We start from the raw sequence: 17,459 nt of genomic DNA on the forward strand, positions 1-17,459 counted from the left end.
CGCCCGCGGCGTGCAGCGTCGCCAGCTCCCGGCCGAACCGCTCCGCGGCGCCGGGCGTCGCCCGGCCCGGGGGGACGAGCTCGGTGACCAGGACCGCGTCGTCGGCGCCGAGCACACGGGGGACCGGCGGTCCGCCCGGCACCGCGATCCAGCGCAGCCCGGCGGCCTCGGCCGGGGCCGCTCCCGGGTCCGCCGAGGCGTCCTTGACCACGACGACGGTGCCGTCGTCCAGGGTCGCGTGCGGGGGGTGCCCGGCCGGCCCGTCGCGCACCGCACGACCGGTCAGCCGGGCGACGCGGTCGGTCATGCGTTCCGGGTGACGTGCTCGACCAGGCCCGGCATCGCCGCGACGATCATGGCGTGGACCTCGGCGAACCCGTCCGGGCCGCCGTAGTAGGGGTCGGGCACCTCGGCACCCGCGGGGGCTGCCGGGTCGAACGAGCGCAGCAGCCGGACCCGCTTGGGATCGGGCACCGACTGCTCGAGGGTCCGCAGGTGCCCCATGTCCAGCGCCACCAGCAGGTCCGCGGAGAGGATCTCCGAGTCGACCTGGCGGGCGCTGTGGGCGGTGTCGTGACCGTGCTCGGTCAGCACCTGGGCGGCGCGCTCGTCCATGGGCTGCCCGATGTGCCAGTGGCCGGTCCCGGCGCTGGTCACGCGCACCCGGTCGGCCAGCCCGGCGGCCTCGACCTCGGCGGCGAGGATCTTCTCGGCGATCGGGGACCGGCAGATGTTGCCGGTACAGACGAAGACGACGTTCACTGCGACGTTCCTCCGGGGAGCGGGGGCACCGACGTCGACCCTGACGCTCGGGTGTGGTGGCCGGGCCATTGTCCACCGCGCACCGGTGCGCGCCGTAGGGTGGCCCGATGCCGTTCGATCACCATGCGGCCGGGACGGATCACGCGGGCGGGCACGACCTGCGGCACCACGGCGACGCCGAGGCCACCGACGGGCTCGTCGACTTCGCCGTCAACGTGATCGGCGACGGCCCCCCGCCCTGGCTGCGGGACCGGCTCGTCGCGACCCTGGACGGACTCGGCCGCTACCCGCGGGCCGACCACGACGCCCGCGCCCGCGCCACCGTCGCGGCGCGGCACGGTCGCGGCGCGGACGAGGTGCTGGTGCTCGCGGGCAGCGCGGAGGGCTTCGCGCTGCTCCCGTCGCTGCGCCCCCGGCTCGCCGCCGTCGTGCACCCCGGGTTCACCGAGCCGGAGGCCGCGCTGCGCGGTGGCGGGGTGGACGTGGTGCGGGTGCTGACCGACGCCGCGACCGGGCACGCGCTCGACCCGGCCGCGGTGCCCGAGGAGGCCGACCTCGTCGTCGTCGGGAACCCGACGAACCCCACCGGGGTGCTGCACCCGGCCGCCGCGCTGCGTGCGCTCGCCCGCCCGGGGCGGACCCTGCTCGTCGACGAGGCGTTCGCCGACGCCGTCCCCGGCGAGCCGGAGACCCTCGCCGGCGACGCGGGCGTGCCCGGCCTGCTGGTGTTCCGCTCGCTGACCAAGACCTGGGCGCTGGCCGGGTTGCGCGCCGGCTATGCGCTCGGCGCCCCCGCTCTGCTGGCCCGGCTCGCCGCGTCCCGCCCGCTGTGGCCGGTCTCCACCCCCGCCCTGGAGGCGGTCATCGCCTGCTGCGAGCCCGACGCGGTCTCCGCCGCGGACCGCAAGGCCCGCGAGCTTGCCGCACACCGCGTCTCGATGGCCGCGGCGCTGTCGGGCCTCGACGGCGTCGGCGTGTCGGCGGGGCCCGCCCCGTACCTGCTGCTGCACCTGCCCGACGGCACCGGCGAGGCGGTGCGGCGCCTGCTGCGCGAGGCCGGGATCGCGGTGCGCCGCGGCGACACCTTCCCCGGTCTCGGGCCCGACCACCTGCGCGTCGCGGTCCGCCCGCCGGAGACGGTCCGCCGCCTCGTCGAGTCCCTCGACGCCGCACTGCGCCGGCTGGCGGTGTCGGCGTGAGCACGGTGCGCGACGTCGTCGCCGCCCTCGACGCCGCCTACCCGCCCCGGCTGGCCATGGACTGGGACGCGGTCGGCCTGGTCTGCGGCGACCCCGACGACACCGTCTCCCGGGTGCTGTTCGCCGTCGACCCCACCCCGGAGACCGTCGACGAGGCGATCTCCTCCGGCGCCCAGCTGCTGGTCACCCACCACCCACTGCTGCTCCGCGGGGTGCACGGCGTCGGCGCCGACACCCCCAAGGGCGCCCTGCTGCACCGGCTGATCCGGGCCGGGGTCGCGCTGTTCACCGCGCACACCAACGCCGACGTCGCCGACCCGGGCGTCTCCGACGCGCTCGCCGCCGCCCTCGGGCTGACCGTGTCCGGCCCGCTGGAACCGGAGCCCGGCCCGGCCCTGGACAAGATCGTCACGTTCGTGCCGGTCGGCCCGTCGATCGCCGCCGTGCACACCGCCCTGTCCGACGCCGGTGCCGGCGCGATCGGCAACTACTCGCACTGCTCGTTCGCCACCGCCGGGACCGGCCAGTTCCTTCCCCTCGACGGCGCCGCCCCGGTCATCGGGTCGGTCGGCCGCCTGGAGCGCGTCGCGGAGACCCGGCTGGAGATGGTGCTGCCCCGGTCGCGGCGCCGCGACGTCGTCGCCGCGCTGCGGGCCGCGCACCCCTACGAGGAACCGGCCTTCGACCTGCTGGAGATGGCGCCGCTGCCGTCGTCGCTGGGGCTGGGCCGGGTCGGCGAGCTCGCCGCCGCCGAGCCGTTCGCGGCATTCACCCGCCGGGTCGCCGCGGCGCTGCCCGCCACCGTATGGGGGGTGCGCGGTGCCGGGGACCCGGAGCGCCCGATCCGCCGGGTCGCGGTCTGCGGCGGCGCCGGGGACTCGGCCCTGGACTCGGCCGCCCGGGCCGGCGTCGACGCGTTCGTCACCGCCGACCTGCGCCACCACCCCGCGTCCGAGCACGCGCTCGCCGGGACCGGCCCCGGCGGCCCGACCCCCGCGCTGGTCGACGTCGCCCACTGGGCCTCGGAGTGGCCGTGGTGCGGGCAGGCGGCCGGGGTCGTGGCCGAGGCCCTCGCAGGTAGCGTCTCGGTCGCGGTCTCGCGGGCCCGTACCGACCCCTGGACCACCGCCGCCCCGAGCAGCGGATCCGACACGACAGCAGGACAACCGGAGGCGAGTGCATGAAGGCCGATCCCACCGCGCAGGCGAAGCTGGTGACGCTGGCCGAGGTGGACGCCGAGATCGGCCGGCTCACCCACCGGCGCTCGACGCTGCCCGAACTCGCGCAGCTGGACGAGGCCGAGCAGCGGGTCCGTGCGGCGCGCGACGCCCTGGTCCGCGCCGAGACCCGCGCCGGTGACCTCGACCGCGACATCGCCCGGCTCGAACGCGACATCGACGGTGTCCGGGCCCGCACCGAGCGCGACCACACCCTGCTCGCCGGCTCGGGCATCTCCGCGAAGCAGGCCACCGAGCTGCAGCACGAGCTCGACACCCTCGCCCGCCGCCAGGGCGTCCTGGAGGACGAGCAGCTGGGGATCATGGAGGAGCGCGAGGCCGTCGGCATCGAGCTCGACCACGCCCGCGGCGAGCTCGCCGAGGCCGAGACCGCCCTCGGCGAGGTGACCGCGAAGCGCGAGTCCGCCGAGGGCGACATCGACGCCACCCGCGCCGGACGCGACCGTGCCCGCACCGAGGTCGTCGCCGCGTTGCCCGCGGACCTGCTCGCCGACTACGAGCGCATCCGCGCCGGCGGCCGGGTCGCGGCCGGACAGCTGCGCGAGTCCCGCTGCGGCGCGTGCCGGCTCGAGCTCGACCGGACCTTCCTCGGGCAGGTCCGCACGGCGGCCGCCGACGAGGTCGTCCACTGCGAGGAGTGCGGCGCGATCCTGGTGCGTGGCAGGTGAGGCTGGTCGTCGAGGCGGACGGCGGCTCCCGCGGCAACCCCGGGCCCGCCGGCTACGGCGCGGTCGTGCTCGACGCCGGCGCCCGCCAGGTGCTCGGGGAGGTCTACGACGGCCTCGGGACCACCACCAACAACGTCGCCGAGTACCGCGGCCTGATCGCCGGGCTGAGGGCCGCCCACGACCTGGGGGCCACCGAGGTCGAGGCCCGGATGGACTCCAAGCTCGTCGTCGAGCAGATGAGCGGGCGCTGGAAGATCAAGCACCCGCCGCTGCAGGAGCTCGCCGACACCGCCCGCGAGCTGGCCGCGGGCTTCGACGCGGTCACCTTCGTGTGGGTCCCGCGCAAGGACAACGCCCGCGCCGACGCGCTCGCCAACCGGGCGATGGACGGGGAGTCGAACCCCAGCCTGGACCCGTCCGGGGCGGTGGGACCGGCGCCGAAGCCGCCCGCGGACGCGACCGCGTCGACGGACTCCGCGGCCGCCGCGGCCGCGTGGACCGGGCAGACGGGCTCCCCGACGCGGCTGATCCTGCTGCGCCACGGCCAGACCGAGCTGTCGGTCGAGCGCCGCTACTCCGGCCACGGCGATCCCGAGCTGACCGAGCTGGGCCAGAAGCAGGCCGCCGCCGCGGCCCGCGCGCTGGCGACCCGGCTGTCGGGCCAGGGCGTCGAACCGGCCGTGGTGCTGTCCTCGCCGCTGCGCCGGGCCCGCCAGACCGCGGCCGCCGTCGCCGAGACGACCGGGGCCGACCTCGAGGTCCGCGACCGCCTGATCGAGACCGACTTCGGTGGCTGGGAGGGTCTCACCTTTACCGAGGCCCGCGAGCGCGACCCCGAGCTGCACGGCCGCTGGCTCGGATCCGCCGACGTCGAACCGCCGGGCGGCGAGAGCTTCCGCGCGGTGGGGGAGCGGGTCGAGGCCGAGCGGGCCCGGATCGTCGAGGAGTTCGCCGGTCGGACGGTGGTCCTGGTCAGCCACGTCACGCCGATCAAGATGCTGCTGCGCACCGCGCTCGGCGTCGGCGACGAGGTGCTCTACCGCATGCACCTGGACCTGGCCTGCCTCAACATCGCCGACTTCTACCCCGACGGGGGCGCCTCGGTGCGTCTGGTCAACGAGACGTCCTACCTGGACGACCTCCGGTAGCCACCGGCCCGTCACCGCCTGCTGGATCGATACCGTCCTGACCCGTTCGGGCGGTGTCGACTCCGGACAGTTGTACCCCTTCCTCACCTGAGCGATGCTTCGCGTGCACCGTACGGGGTGGTCAACCTACGGAGCGTGAACGACAGTCTCGGTGTCGGCGGGGAACAGGGAGACGGTGAGGACAGCGATGTCGCAGATCCACGAGCACGACTACGGCTACGACCTGGCACACGAGATGAAGGTGATCGCGCGGCTGCCCCAGCAGCGGCGCGGCAGCTCACGCCCGATGGGTGTCCCGGCCCGCGAGATGGACCCGGACACCGACCTCGGCCACGACATGGCCCACGAGTTCTGATCCCTGCCCACCGTCCGCGACCGGCCCCGCCCCTTCCGGGCGGGGCCGTCGTGCCGTCCGGGCCGTGCCGCTACCGGGGAAGCACCGCCAGTGCGGCCCAGAGCGCGGTCGTCGCGGCGAGCAGGCCCAGCGGGACGGTGAGCGCCCCCAGCCGCAGGAACGTGCCGAGCCGCGGCGGGTCGCCGTAACCGGTGGCGATACGCCGCCACAGCAGCGTCGCGAGCGACCCGGCGTAGGTCAGGTTCGGCCCGATGTTGACGCCCAGCAGCATCGCCAGCACCAGGCCGGGGTGCGCGGCCGGGCCGAGTGCGGTGAGCAGCACCAGCGTCGCGGGCAGGTTGTTCACCAGGTTCGCCAGCACCGCCGCGACGGCCGCGGTGACCAGCAGCCCGGTCAGGTCCGGGGCGGCGGGCAGCAGCGCACCGATCCAGCCCGACAGCCCCTGGGCACCGATCCCGGCGACGACCACGCCCAGGGCCAGCACGAACAGGCAGAACCCGGGGGAGGCCGCGGTGACCAGGCGCAGCGGCCCGGTCTCGCGCCGCACCAGCGCCCGCACCGCCAGCACCGCGGCCCCGGCCGCGGCGACCCAGCCCGGTTCGACGCCCAGCGGCGAGGCCAGCGCGAACCCGGCCAGGGTCAGCCCGAGCACCAACAGCGCGACGACCGGTGCCGCCGGGGTGGGCACCGCGGGGTCGGCCGGCGCCGGCTCCGGCGCCGCCGCCAGGTCGCGCCGGAACACCCACCGCAGCACCAGGTACTCGACGACGATCACCGCCACCCACGGCCCGACCATCAGCCCCGCGAAGGTCAGGAACCCCACCCCCGACGCCGAGAACGCCAGCAGGTTCGTCAGGTTCGACACCGGCAGCAGCCCCGACGCCGAGTTCGACAGGTGCGCGCAGGCGAACGAGTGCGGCCGCGACGCCACCCCCAGCCGGGCCGCCGTCGCCAGCACCACCGGAGTCAGCAGGACCACCGTCGCGTCCAGGCTCAGGACCGCGGTCGTCCCGGCCGCCGCGGTGAAGACGGCGACCAGCAGCCGTCGCGGGGACCCGGCCGACGCCGTCGCGAGCCGCGCGCCCAGCCAGCGGAACACACCCTCGGCGTCGGCGAGGTGCCCGAGCAGCAGGATCGCGGCGAGGAACCCGACGGTCGGGGCGAGCTCGCCGATCTCGGTCCACGCCCCGGCCGGGGTCACCAGCCCGGCGACGACGGCGACCAGTGCCGCCGGGACCGCGACCACGGCCTCGGGCAGCCCGAACGGGCGCAGCGTCGCGGCGGCCAGGACCGCGGCCAGCAGGGCGACCGCCAGCAGGAGGCTCACGTGAACAGCAGCGCGACGCCGACGGCCAGGCCCAGCAGGACCACCGCCCAGCGCAGCAGGGTCTCCGGCATCCGCCGCGCGACCAGGGCGCCGACGTAGCCGCCGACCAGCGTGGTCGGGGCGAGCAGCGCGACGGCGAGCCAGTCGACCGGCGCGCCGAGGGCGAACACGACGACCGTCACCGTCGCGACGACCAGCGACAGCACGCCCTTGAGCGCGTTGAGCCTGCGCAGCTCGTCGTGGGCGAACAGCGACAGTGCCGAGATCAGCACCACGCCCAGGGCGCCGCCGAAGTAGCCGCCGTAGACCGCGGCGAGGAACACCGCGACCAGCAGCGCCGGGGTGCGGTCCCGCCCCCGGGCGGCCGGGTCGCCGATCCGGCGCTTGAGCCACGGCCCGACCGCCATCGTGAGGCTGGCCAGGATCACCAGGACGGGCACGACGGCGTCGAACACGCTGCTGGGCAGCACCAGCAGCAGGGTGCAGCCCACTCCGCTGCCCAGGGCCGCGGCGACCGCGGTGACCGCGATCCGCCTGCCCTGCCCGGGCAGCTCGCGGCGGGCCCCGAGCACCAGCCCGGCGTAGCCCGGCCACTGGGCGACCGAGTTGGTGACGTTCGCCGCCAGCGGCGGGAACCCCACCCCGAGCAGCGCCGGGAACACCAGCAGCGACCCGCCGCCCGCGACGGCGTTCACCGCACCCGCGAGCAGCCCGGCCACCAGCAGGAACACCAGCGCCCACGGCTGGGAGAGGTCGATCACCACCGGACGGTATCCCGGTGCAACGCCGCGGTCCTCCCCGGCAGCCGACCGTGCGGGTCCGTAGCCTGGAACCCATGACCGCTGCCACCGAGATCGCGTTCGAGAACACGTTCGTCCGCGACCTGGACGGGCTCTACCTGCCCTGGCAGGCCGCCCCGGCGCCGGACGCACGGCTGGTGCTGCTCAACGAGTCCCTGGCCGGTGAGCTGGGCCTCGACCCGGCGCAGCTGCGCACCCCCGAGGGCGTCGCGCTGCTCACCGGCACGACCGTGCCCGACTCGGCGACGACCGTCGCGCAGGCGTATGCCGGGCACCAGTTCGGCAACTACTCGCCGCGGCTCGGCGACGGGCGTGCGCTGCTCGTCGGCGAGCTGGTCACCCCCGACGGCGCCCGCCGCGACCTGCACCTCAAGGGGTCCGGACGTACCCCGTTCGCCCGCGGCGGCGACGGGAGGGCCCCGCTCGGGCCGATGCTGCGCGAGTACGTGATCTCCGAGGCGATGCATGCGCTGGGGGTGCCCTCCACGCGGTCGCTGGCCGTCGTCGCCACCGGCGAGCCCGTGCTGCGCGACCGCGGCCCGGAGCCGGGCGCCGTGCTCGCCCGCACCGCGGCCAGCCACCTGCGGGTGGGGACCTTCCAGTTCGCGGCCGCCACGGGGGAGGTCGACGTGCTGCGCCGGCTCGCGGAGTACGCGATCGCCCGGCACCACCCGCAGGCGTCCTCGCCGCTGGAGCTCTACCGCGCGGTGATCGCCGTCCAGGCCGAGCTCGTCGCGCGCTGGATGCAGATCGGGTTCGTGCACGGCGTCATGAACACCGACAACATGACGATTTCCGGCGAGACCATCGACTACGGCCCGTGCGCCTTCCTCGACGCCCACGACCCGGCGACCTGGTACTCCTCGATCGACTCCGGTGGTCGCTACGCCTACGGCAACCAGCCCGGCATCGCCCAGTGGAACCTCGCCCGGCTCGGCGAGTCGCTGCTGGGGCTGTTCGCCGACTCCCAGGAGGAGGCGGTGCGCCTCGCGACCGAGGAGCTGGCGGGCTTCGCCGACGCCTACCTCGCCGCCCGGGACCGCGGCTACCTCGCCAAGATCGGCGTCGGGACCCCGGAGCTGCTCGCCGACCTGTTCGCGGTGATCGAGGACCAGAAGCCCGACCACACCCTGTTCTTCCGACGGCTGTCCGAGGCCGCCCGGGGCGACGCCGGGCCGGTCCGCGCCCTGCTCTCCGACCCAGCCGCGCTGGACCCGTGGCTGGAGTCCTGGCGGGCAGCCGGTCCGGACGCCGACGCGATGGACCGGGTCAACCCGGTCTACGTGCCGCGCAACCACCTGGTCGAGGAGGCGCTGGGCGCCGCCGTCGAGGGGGACCTGGAGCCGGTGCAGTGGCTGCTGCAGGTCCTCGCGGACCCGTTCACCGAGCGCGAGGGCTACGAGCGCTACGCCCAGCCCGCGGGACCGGACTCGCCGCCGTTCACGACGTTCTGCGGGACGTGAGCAGCGAGCACTGCGCGACCGTGACCAGCCAGTCCCGGTAGCGATCGACCGGCCAGCCACGCAGCACGACCAGGCGCCGGTAGGACGTGCCGTCGTTCAGCGTCCACGCCAGGTCCGCGACCGGGCCGGGGTCGAGGTCCGGGTCCAGCGTCGCCAGGTGGGCGGCGAACGCCCGGGCCCCGGCGAGACGCTCGGTCTCGGCACGGTCGCGCAGGGCGGCGACGTCGGCGTCGACGTCCGCGGCCGCGTCGATCACCGCGGCCAGCGGCGCGGCGCGGCCCTGGACCCCGACGACCATGTCCACCCAGGCGGCGACCGCGCCGGCCGGGTCGGTGCGTGCCAGGATCCGCGCGACGGCGGGCCGCTCGGCCATCGGGACCGGCTCGTCGTCGCCGACGAGAGTGTGGTCCCAGGCCAGCGACAGCAGCGCCGGCTTGCCTCCGGCGGCGTTGACGACGGTCCGGCGGCTGACCCCGGCGGCCGCGGCGACGGCGTCGAGGGTGGTGGCGGTCCATCCGTCGCGGACGAACAGCTCCGCCGCCGCCGCGACGACGGTCCGCCGGGTCGCGCGCGCCCGCTCGTCGCGCGTCGTGGAGCGGTAGGCCCGCGTCACTGGACATCACCCTCAATTCGGTGCACTCTGAGTGCAGTCAATATAGCCGGGAGGTCGTCGTGCAGGTGGGCATCATCGGCGCCGGCCCCGCGGGCCTGCTCCTCGGGGCCGCGCTGGCGCGACGCGGGCACGCGGTCGTCGCGGTCGACCCCGACCCCGGACCGGACACCGGCGGCCGCTGGGCGCGGCGCGGGGTCATGCAGTTCCACCACCCGCACGGCGTCCGCCAGCAGATGGGGGAGGCGTTGCGCGCGGAGCTGCCCGAGGCGTGGGACGCCTGCCTGGCCGCCGGCGCCGAGCCGCTCGCCTTCGTACTCGACGACGGCACCCGCCTGCCCGCCGGGATGCGGGTGCGGCGGGAGACCTTCGAGCGGGCACTGCGCTCGGTCGCGGCCCGGGAGCCGGGGCTGACCCTGCGCCGCGGCCACGTCGACCGGGTGGGCGTCGAGGACGGCCGGGCCCGGGGGCTCGTCGTCGACGGCGAACACCTCCCCACCGACCTGGTCGTCGACGCCTCGGGCCGCAACGGCCGGGTGACCCGGGACCTCGGCCCGGCACCGGTCGCGGGCGGCGACACCGGCATCGCCTACGTCAGCCGCCAGTACCGGCTGCACGACGGCGCCGAGCCCGGTCCGATGAGCAACCCGCTCGCCTGGGAGGCCCGGCTCGACGGCTACCAGGTGATCGTGTTCCGGCACGAGCGCGGGATCTTCTCGGTGCTCCTCGTCCGCCCGGCCGGCGCGCTGCACGACCTCCGTCACGAGGCCGCGTTCACCGCCGCCTGCCGCGCCGTCCCCGGGCTGTGCGACTGGACCGACCCCGACCGGTCCGCACCGATCACCCCGGTGCTGCCCGGCGGACGGCTGTACAACCACTACCGCGCCCAGCCCGACGTCGGCGGGCTGGTGCTGCTCGGCGACGCCGTCTGCACCACCACCCCGATGTTCGGCCGCGGCCTCGCCACCACCGCGATGCAGGTCCGGGCGCTGCTCGACCGCGTCGACACCGGCGACGCCGCCTCGTTCGGGGCGTGGTGCGACGCCGCGATGCTCCCGTGGGTGCACGACCACACCCGCTCCGACGACCACTGGCGACGCGTGTGGTCCGGCGGCGACGTCGACCTCACCCGGCGCATCCCGAGCGACCTGATCCTCGCCGCCGCCGCGGCCGACCCGCGGATCGCGCCGGCGCTCGGGCCCTACCTCGCGATGCTCGCCGGCCCGGAGTCCCTCGACCCGGTGGAGCCGCTCGCCCGCGCCGTCTACCAGGGCGGATGGCGGGCGCCGCTCGCCGACGGCCCCGGCCGCGACGAACTGGCGGAGGTCGTGCGGGCCGCCGTCGCGGCGTGAGTATCCTCGTGTACGCGGACGAGTCGGTCGGGCGGCCGCGGCGGGACCTCCGGGTCCCGCCGAGGAAAGTCCGGACTCCACAGGGCAGGGTGGTTGTCAACGGCAACCCGGGGCGACCCGCGGGACAGTGCCACAGAGAACAGACCGCCACGCGGCTCCCCGGAGCCGCGGGGTAAGGGTGAAACGGTGGTGTAAGAGACCACCAGCACCCCGGGTGACCGGGGTGGCTCGGTAAACCCCACCCGGAGCAAGGTCGAGAGGCCGTACGTGTACGGCTGCGCAGGCGCATGAGGGCTGCCCGCCCGAGCCTGCGGGTGGACCGCTGGAGCCTGCCGGCGACGGCAGGCCGAGATGGATGGTCGCCGAACGGAGCACCGTGAGGTGCCCGGGAACAGGATCCGGCTTACAGACCGACTCGTCCGCACACCGGCCCCCTGACCTGCCCGGTCGACACCGGACCGGCCGGGCTCAGGTCGTGGTGGGGGAGGGCCCGAGCGCGGTCCTGACCGCGAACCCACCGAGCACGGTGCCCGCGACCCACCGCTGGACGGTCATCGCCCGCGGTCGCGCGGCCAGGAAGCCCGAGACGGACGCGGCGGTGAGGACGATCAGCCCGTTGACGGTCACCGCGACGACGATCTGGACCGCCCCGAGCTGCAGGAGCTGGCTCCCGGTGGCGCCGTGGGGATCGACGAACTGCGGCAGCAGCGCGGCGTACATCAGCGCGATCTTCGGGTTCAGCAGGTTGGTGAGCAGCCCCATGCCGAACAGGCGCCGATCGCGCTCGGGAGCGAGGTCACGGGCCGCGAACGGCGAGGTGCCGCCGGGGCGCAACATGCCCCAGGCCAGCCACGCGAGGTAGAGCGCTCCCGCGATCTTGACCGTGGTGTAGGCGGCGGGGACGGCGACGAACAGCGCCGAGAGACCGGCCGTCGCGGCGAGGAGATAGCAGAGGAAGCCCACCGCGGTACCGGCGAGCGACACGAGTCCGGCGCGTCGGCCCTGCGAGATCGCGCGCGAGGTCAGGTACACCATGTTCGGCCCCGGGGTGAGGACCATGCCGAGGGCGATCACGACAACCCCCAGCGCTGCGGACGGTTCGATCACGGCGGCTCCTCACCGAACGGGTCGTGATCGAGAGCGAAACACGGCGACGGCCGGCCGACCAGTGGATTCCCACGTGTGCTGCGTCGCTCGGGTGGTTCCCATGGGACCGGTCGCAGCTCCTCCTCCATCGAGGACCGGACCTGACCGCGTCGGGCGGCACAGTCGTCCTCGCACCGCTCCCGAGCACCCGGAGGACCCCATGTACGCACCCGCCCGCCACGACGAGGTCACCGGCCTCCTGAACTACATCGACCAGCAGCTCACGGCGATCCGCTCCGCGCTTCTCGGCCTCACCGAGGAACAGGCCCGCGCGACGCCGTGCCGCAGCGCGCTGTCCGTCGATGGCCTGGTCAAGCACGCCGCCTACTGCATGCGCGGCGCGCTGGACCGGCTGACCGGTGACGTCACCGAGCAGCCGCTCGACGCGGCCGCGGTCGCCCTGTTCACCGGCAGCTTCACCGTCGGCGACGACGAGACCGTCGCCGCGACCGTCGAGGAGTTCGACCGGGTCCGGGCCGAGCTGCTCGCCACCGTCGCGAAGACCGACCCGGCCGGCGACTCGACCGCCCCGCCCGCCCCCTGGCACGGGATCCACGACGCGCGGCCGATCCACGCCCGCTACTACCTGGTGCACCTGGTCGAGGAGTTCGCCCGGCACGCGGGGCACGCCGACATCCTCCGCGAGCAGATCGACGGCGTCGCGGTGCCCGCGCTGGTGCTCACCCTCGCCGGGGCGCCCGCCAACGACTTCTTCCAGCCCTACGAGGCGGCGCCGGGCACGCTGCTGGCCTGAACCGGGCGGTATCCCCGGGCGTCCCCGGTCGTTGATCCCCACGACCGGCTTCGGGGAGGGCGGATGCGTCGAGGACGACGGAACGGACTGATCGCCACGGCCGCGGCCGTCGTCGCGCTCGTGGGGCTCGCCTCGCTGCAGCCCGCCGTCGCGGTCGGCCCGTTCGGCCCCTCGGGGCGGGTGACCGTCACCCCGGCGGCGTCGAACCAGTTCGCCGGGACCCTCGACGAGGGTTCCGGCAGCCGCGAGTTCACCGCCCGCCACGGTGCCCCGCCCGACGGCGGCAGCGGCGCCCTCGAGCTGCGCACCCCGGGCGACGGGGACAAGCGCCAGTACGTCACCGACCAGGTCGCCGGCCCGTTGTCCCGGTTCACCGACGCGAGCTACTGGGCGTACCGCGACCCGGCGTCGTCGAGCGGGGCGATGCCGTCGTTCGCGATCGCCGTCGACGTGAACGGCGGCACCCTGGAGGCCGGCGACCTGTACGTCCTCACCTACCTGCCCGACCGCGCACCGGCCGGCACCTGGACCCGCTACGACGTCGGGTCCGGCACGTACTGCACGACCCGGCAGATCGGCCGGGTCGACGCCTACCGGCAGTGCCGCGACGGCGGCGAGCAGCGCACGCTGTCCGACATCATGGCCGCGTACCCGGACATGACCGCCTACGCCGCCGGGTTCAACCAGGGCGGCGGCGACGCCGGCCTGGTCTCGGCCGTCGACCTGCTCCGGGTCGGCGGGCGGACCTACGACTTCGAGCCCGGCTGAGCCGCTCGCGGCGACCTCAGGTCACGCAGAACTCGTTGCCTTCGGGGTCGCACAGGGTGGTGGTGACCGGGCCGCGGTCGGCCGTCGTCCACAGCACCCGGGCGCCGAGCGCGACCAGGCGCTCCACCTCCGCGGGGGCCTCCTCCGGACCGACCTGCAGGTCCAGGTGCACCCGGTTCTTGGCCGACTTCGGCTCCGGCACCCGCTGTACGAACAGCCGCGGACCCGGCCCGCGGGCGGTGGCGACGTCGCGGAAGCCGCGCCGGTCGCCGTCGACGAGCACGTCGGCCTCGCCGAGGTGGCCGGCGGCCAGCAGACCGTCGACGACGGCGGTGTGGTCCTCCACCTCGTAGCCGAGGGCGGCCGCCCAGAACCGCGCGAGGGCATGTGGGTCGGCGGCGTCGAACGCGATCTGCAGGGTCGGGGTCACGGCGACGATCCTGGCCCCCGACGCGGACAGCGCCCGTCCGCATCGGACGTGTCGACCCAGGGTGCGGAGCTGCCATGGGCCCGTCGCGGCCGGACTGCTCCTGCTGCCGGCTATCGCGGTCGGCGACGCCGCCGAGACCGCCGCCGCCCGGGCGGCCGGAACCATCCGGGTGAGCGCGACGGTGCTCGGGACGACCGCGGGACCGGAGCCCGTCGACGTCGGCTGGACCGACGGCCGCGGCGTCGTGCGGACCGCCAGGGTGACCGTCGGCGGGCGGGTCGCGCCCGGCCGGACGGTCGAGGCGCGCCGGCGGGAGCTGCCCCGCGGCTGAACGGAACTGTCGGGGGTCCGGTGCAGCATGCGTCCCGACCCACCCCCCCGAGCGCCGGAGGCCCCCGTGGACCAGCCCGTCACCGCCGATCCCGTCATGGACGCCGTCGGCGCCGCCGTCGAGGCGGGCCGTGCCGGTGACCGGGCCGGGGCCCGCGCCCGGTTCGAGGCCCTGTGGGAGCAGGTGACCGCCGACGGCGACCCGTTCCACCGGTGCACGCTGGCCCACTACGCCGCGGACGTGCAGGACGACCCGCACGCCGAGCTGGTGTGGGACGAGCGCGCCCTGGCCGCCGCCGAGGAGCTGACCGACGAGCGGGCGCAGCGCCACTACGCCGGGCTGACGGTCGGCGGGTTCCTGCCGTCGCTGCACCTGAACCTCGCCGACGTGCACCGCCGCCTCGGCTGCGACGACCGGGCGCGCCACCATCTGACCCGGGCCCGGGACCGGGTGGGGGCGCTGCCCGACGACGGCTACGGCGCGATGATCCGCGCCGGGATCGACCGCTGCGGCGAGCGCCTCGACCTCGGGGACCGCACCTGAGCGAGCCGCACTCAGACGACCGCGCCGTCGCCGGCGCGGCGCCGTGCCCGGTCGGCCTTCGAGGGGTGTCGCCGTCCCGCCTTGCCGACCGGCTGCTTCGCTCCGGAGGTCCGCGGCGCGGGCCCGGTCCAGCGCTGCTGCAGCAGGATCGACACCGGCCCGGCGACGACGATCGTCGACACCGTGCCGACCACGATGCCCACGATCAGCGCCAGTGCGAAGTCCCCGAGGGTCGCCCCGCCGAGGAACAGCAGCATGACCAGGATCGTCAGCGTCGAGATGCCGGTGTTCACCGTCCGCGGCAGCGTCGAGAGCACCGCCGACCCCACGGCCCGGTGGAACGGCGCCTTCGCATCGCGTGCCCAGTGCTCGCGCACGCGGTCGAACACGACCACGGTGTCGTTGACCGAGTAGCCGATGACGGTGAGCAGCGCCGCGAGGAACACGCCGTCGGCGGTGCGCCCGGTCCAGGCGAACACCCCGACCACCACCAGCGCGTTGGTCAGCAGCGCCGCGACCGCGCCGGCGCCGAGCGTCCAGCGGAACCGGAACGCCAGATACAGGAACTGCGCGGCGAGCGCGACGCCCAGCGCGATGATCCCGCCGCGGGCCAGCTCGGCACCGAGGCTGGGGCCGATGAGCTCGTCGCGCAGCAGTTCGGCGCCGCCACCGGCCGCGCCGACGACCTCGCGCAGCTGCCCGACCTGGGCGTCGGTGAGCTCTCCGGAGCGCAGCGCGACCGCGCCGTCGCCGGTCTCGGTGACGGTGAGCCCGCCGATCCCGGTGGTGGCGACGGCGTCGCGGACCTGCTCCACGCCCACCGGGTCCGTCGTCGTGAACTCGACCAGCCGGCCGCCGGTGAACTCGACTCCGAGCTCCAGGCCGCGCACGAACAGTCCGGACACCATCACGACCACCACGACCCCGGCGACGGCGAGGTACCGCCCGGGCCGCCGCAGGAACCCGGGGTCCCTCGCCTCGAGCCTGCGCCGGACCGGGCCGACCCCGGTGATGCCGGTGATGCCCGGCCTGCGCTTCACCGCGGGGATCCGGAGGACGGCCAGGGTGAGCAGCCGGGACAGCACCAGCGCCGAGAACAGCGACACCACCACACCGATGACCAGCGTGACACCGAACCCGCGGACCGGGCCCGACGCGAGCCCGAACAGCAGCACCGCGGCGAGCAGCGAGGTCACGGCGACGTCGCCGACCGCGGACAGCGAGTTCGCATAGCCCATCTCCGAGGCGCGTTCCAGGCGTGGCTTCGCCGCGTACTCCTCGCGGGAACGTTCGGCGATCAGCACGTTCGCGTCGACGGCCATGCCGACCGCGAGGACGAACGCGGCCAGGCCGGGCAGCGTCAGCGTGGCACCGAGCCCGGTCTGCACCGAGTAGGCGACGAGTGCGTACCCGCCGAGCGCGACGACGGCGACCAGCCCGACGAGCCGGTAGACCACGATGAGGAACGCCCCGGCCAGCGCCGAGCCGATGATCGCGGCCCAGGCGCTCGCGGAGATCGCGTCGGCACCCAGGGTCGGGCCGACGGTCCGCTGCTCGATGATCTCCACGGGCAGCGGGAGGGCGCCGCCCTCGATCAGTACGGCCAGCTCGGAGGCCTGCTCGGGGGAGAAGTTGCCGGTGATCTGGGTCTGTCCGCCGAGCATGCCGACGTTGCACGGGATGTCCTCGACGACCTGCGGGGAGGAGATGACCTGCTGGTCGAGCACGATCGCGACCCGGCGCTGCGGGTCGCCGGGCGGCGCGCACGCGGCCTGGCCGGTGAGGGACTGCCAGCGGGCGGGGCCGTCGCCGTCGAAGCTGATGTTCACGATGTGCCCGACGCCCTGCGGGTTGGGCGAGGACATCGCCGAGCCCACCATGTCGCCGGTCAGCGCCGGTGGGCCGAGCTGGAGCGGCTGGCCCTGCTCGTCGGTGCCGGGGGCGCCCCCGGCGGCGGGGTCGCCGATCCCGAGCACCGGGTGCATCGTCAGCTGCGCGGTCCGGCCGAGGGTCTCCGCGGCCTCGGCGGGGTCGGTCAGCCCGGGGAGCTCGACGATGATCCGGTTCTCCCCGGACCGGGCCAGGCTGGGCTCGGCGACACCGAGCCCGTCGACGCGCCCGCGCAGCACCTCCAGCACGCGGTCGGTGCCCTCGCCGTCGGCGGCGACCTCGGGGGTGTCGCGGGTCTCCAGGACGATCTGGGTGCCGCCGCGCAGGTCCAGCCCCAGCGTGGGGGCGGTGGTGAGCGCGACGACGGAGGACAGGGCGAGCACGGCGAGCGCGATGAGCGCCCGCCAGAGCACGGGGCGTGGCTTCACAGGGATCCTCGGCGGCGGGCGCCCCGGTCGGGACCGGGGCACGGCGGGGTGGTGCGGGGGAGTGGCGGGCGGTGGCGACCGGCGGGGTCGTCCGGTCAGGCCCGCGGCGGACCCCGCGACCCGATGTCCGCGCCGGTCCCGGGCTCCGGGGCGGCGGCCGTCGTCCGGTCGTCGGCGGGCGCGGGCGCACCGTGCCCGAGCCCGGCGGCGTCGAGAACCAGTACGTCCAGGGCGGGCCCGGGGTGGC

Annotated in this window: 18 protein-coding genes, 1 other RNA gene and 1 pseudogene; 12 read left to right on the forward strand and 8 right to left on the reverse strand. The window is 75.6% G+C overall.

Annotated elements, in window-relative coordinates; translation table 11 throughout:
* Positions 1 to 307 (reverse strand): annotated as a pseudogene (locus NH602_RS15660) (fructosamine kinase); the annotation flags it as partial.
* Positions 304 to 762: a low molecular weight protein-tyrosine-phosphatase gene (locus NH602_RS15665; protein WP_253068186.1), complete on the reverse strand. Its 459-nt coding sequence runs from the start codon at positions 760 to 762 to the stop codon at positions 304 to 306. The gene NH602_RS15665 and the pseudogene NH602_RS15660, both read right to left, overlap by 4 nt.
* 107 nt (positions 763 to 869) lie before the next feature.
* On the opposite strand from NH602_RS15665, the gene cobC reads away from it, so the two are divergent.
* The 5 genes from cobC to NH602_RS15690 all read left to right on the forward strand — a co-directional run bounded on the left by cobC (position 870) and on the right by NH602_RS15690 (position 5,370).
* Positions 870 to 1,961 (forward strand): Rv2231c family pyridoxal phosphate-dependent protein CobC, encoded by a 1,092-nt coding sequence (gene cobC / locus NH602_RS15670; protein ID WP_179760296.1) that lies wholly within the window; start codon positions 870 to 872, stop codon positions 1,959 to 1,961.
* A gap of 5 nt (positions 1,962 to 1,966) precedes the next feature.
* Positions 1,967 to 3,145 (forward strand): Nif3-like dinuclear metal center hexameric protein, encoded by a 1,179-nt coding sequence (locus NH602_RS15675; RefSeq protein WP_374210181.1) that lies wholly within the window; start codon positions 1,967 to 1,969, stop codon positions 3,143 to 3,145.
* Complete coding sequence (locus NH602_RS15680; RefSeq protein WP_073577069.1) at positions 3,142 to 3,867, forward strand: zinc ribbon domain-containing protein; 726 nt, start codon at positions 3,142 to 3,144, stop codon at positions 3,865 to 3,867. The genes NH602_RS15675 and NH602_RS15680 overlap by 4 nt, the downstream gene beginning before the upstream one ends.
* Before the next feature lie 2 nt (positions 3,868 to 3,869).
* Positions 3,870 to 5,015 carry a bifunctional RNase H/acid phosphatase gene (locus NH602_RS15685; protein ID WP_253068193.1) on the forward strand — a complete coding sequence of 382 codons (1,146 nt, stop codon included), beginning with the start codon at positions 3,870 to 3,872 and terminating at the stop codon, positions 5,013 to 5,015.
* 187 nt (positions 5,016 to 5,202) lie between these two features.
* Complete coding sequence (locus tag NH602_RS15690; RefSeq protein WP_020622575.1) at positions 5,203 to 5,370, forward strand: hypothetical protein; 168 nt, start codon at positions 5,203 to 5,205, stop codon at positions 5,368 to 5,370.
* Positions 5,371 to 5,440: 70 nt separating this feature from the next.
* On the opposite strand, the gene NH602_RS15695 is transcribed toward NH602_RS15690, so the two are convergent.
* Both NH602_RS15695 and NH602_RS15700 read right to left on the reverse strand, forming a co-directional pair.
* A complete protein-coding gene (locus NH602_RS15695; protein WP_253068188.1) occupies positions 5,441 to 6,697 on the reverse strand; it encodes an SLC13 family permease in 1,257 nt (418 codons plus the stop codon).
* Complete coding sequence (locus tag NH602_RS15700) at positions 6,694 to 7,458, reverse strand: sulfite exporter TauE/SafE family protein (RefSeq protein WP_083658913.1); 765 nt, start codon at positions 7,456 to 7,458, stop codon at positions 6,694 to 6,696. Before NH602_RS15700 ends, NH602_RS15695 begins: the two co-directional genes overlap by 4 nt.
* A 74-nt stretch (positions 7,459 to 7,532) precedes the next feature.
* Between NH602_RS15700 and NH602_RS15705 the strand changes: the two genes are divergently transcribed.
* On the forward strand, positions 7,533 to 8,960 hold the full coding sequence (locus NH602_RS15705; RefSeq protein WP_179760292.1) for a YdiU family protein: 1,428 nt from the start codon (positions 7,533 to 7,535) through the stop codon (positions 8,958 to 8,960).
* On the opposite strand, the gene NH602_RS15710 is transcribed toward NH602_RS15705, so the two are convergent.
* The gene (locus NH602_RS15710) at positions 8,938 to 9,573 is read right to left on the reverse strand and encodes a TetR/AcrR family transcriptional regulator (RefSeq protein ID WP_179760291.1); all 636 of its coding nucleotides are present in this window, start codon (positions 9,571 to 9,573) and stop codon (positions 8,938 to 8,940) included. The two genes, NH602_RS15705 and NH602_RS15710, sit on opposite strands and share 23 nt — an antisense overlap.
* A 20-nt stretch (positions 9,574 to 9,593) precedes the next feature.
* Between NH602_RS15710 and NH602_RS15715 the strand changes: the two genes are divergently transcribed.
* Together NH602_RS15715 and rnpB are read left to right on the forward strand one after the other, a co-directional pair.
* Positions 9,594 to 10,922 (forward strand): NAD(P)/FAD-dependent oxidoreductase, encoded by a 1,329-nt coding sequence (locus NH602_RS15715; RefSeq protein WP_253068189.1) that lies wholly within the window; start codon positions 9,594 to 9,596, stop codon positions 10,920 to 10,922.
* Between the two features lie 19 nt (positions 10,923 to 10,941).
* An RNA gene (rnpB, locus tag NH602_RS15720) (RNase P RNA component class A) lies at positions 10,942 to 11,344 on the forward strand.
* 46 nt (positions 11,345 to 11,390) lie between these two features.
* Here rnpB and NH602_RS15725 read toward each other — a convergent pair.
* Positions 11,391 to 12,029 (reverse strand): LysE family translocator, encoded by a 639-nt coding sequence (locus tag NH602_RS15725; RefSeq protein ID WP_224402828.1) that lies wholly within the window; start codon positions 12,027 to 12,029, stop codon positions 11,391 to 11,393.
* Between the two features lie 199 nt (positions 12,030 to 12,228).
* Between NH602_RS15725 and NH602_RS15730 the strand changes: the two genes are divergently transcribed.
* A complete protein-coding gene (locus NH602_RS15730) occupies positions 12,229 to 12,822 on the forward strand; it encodes a DinB family protein (protein WP_253068190.1) in 594 nt (197 codons plus the stop codon).
* A gap of 63 nt (positions 12,823 to 12,885) precedes the next feature.
* A complete protein-coding gene (locus NH602_RS15735) occupies positions 12,886 to 13,590 on the forward strand; it encodes a hypothetical protein (protein WP_253068191.1) in 705 nt (234 codons plus the stop codon).
* Positions 13,591 to 13,606: 16 nt separating this feature from the next.
* Here NH602_RS15735 and NH602_RS15740 read toward each other — a convergent pair whose 3' ends face one another.
* Positions 13,607 to 14,020 carry a VOC family protein gene (locus NH602_RS15740; RefSeq protein WP_208820245.1) on the reverse strand — a complete coding sequence of 138 codons (414 nt, stop codon included), beginning with the start codon at positions 14,018 to 14,020 and terminating at the stop codon, positions 13,607 to 13,609.
* Between the two features lie 61 nt (positions 14,021 to 14,081).
* Between NH602_RS15740 and NH602_RS15745 the strand changes: the two genes are divergently transcribed.
* A complete protein-coding gene (locus NH602_RS15745) occupies positions 14,082 to 14,351 on the forward strand; it encodes a hypothetical protein (RefSeq protein ID WP_179759798.1) in 270 nt (89 codons plus the stop codon).
* A 66-nt stretch (positions 14,352 to 14,417) separates the two neighbouring features.
* Positions 14,418 to 14,894 carry a hypothetical protein gene (locus tag NH602_RS15750; protein ID WP_253068192.1) on the forward strand — a complete coding sequence of 159 codons (477 nt, stop codon included), beginning with the start codon at positions 14,418 to 14,420 and terminating at the stop codon, positions 14,892 to 14,894.
* Between the two features lie 11 nt (positions 14,895 to 14,905).
* Here NH602_RS15750 and secD read toward each other — a convergent pair whose 3' ends face one another.
* Positions 14,906 to 17,212: a protein translocase subunit SecD gene (gene secD, locus NH602_RS15755; protein WP_161152093.1), complete on the reverse strand. Its 2,307-nt coding sequence runs from the start codon at positions 17,210 to 17,212 to the stop codon at positions 14,906 to 14,908.
* Positions 17,213 to 17,459 lie beyond the last annotated feature (247 nt).

Origin of the sequence: Pseudonocardia sp. McavD-2-B, assembly GCF_024124365.1 — a bacterium.
GTDB lineage: Bacteria > Actinomycetota > Actinomycetes > Mycobacteriales > Pseudonocardiaceae > Pseudonocardia > Pseudonocardia alni.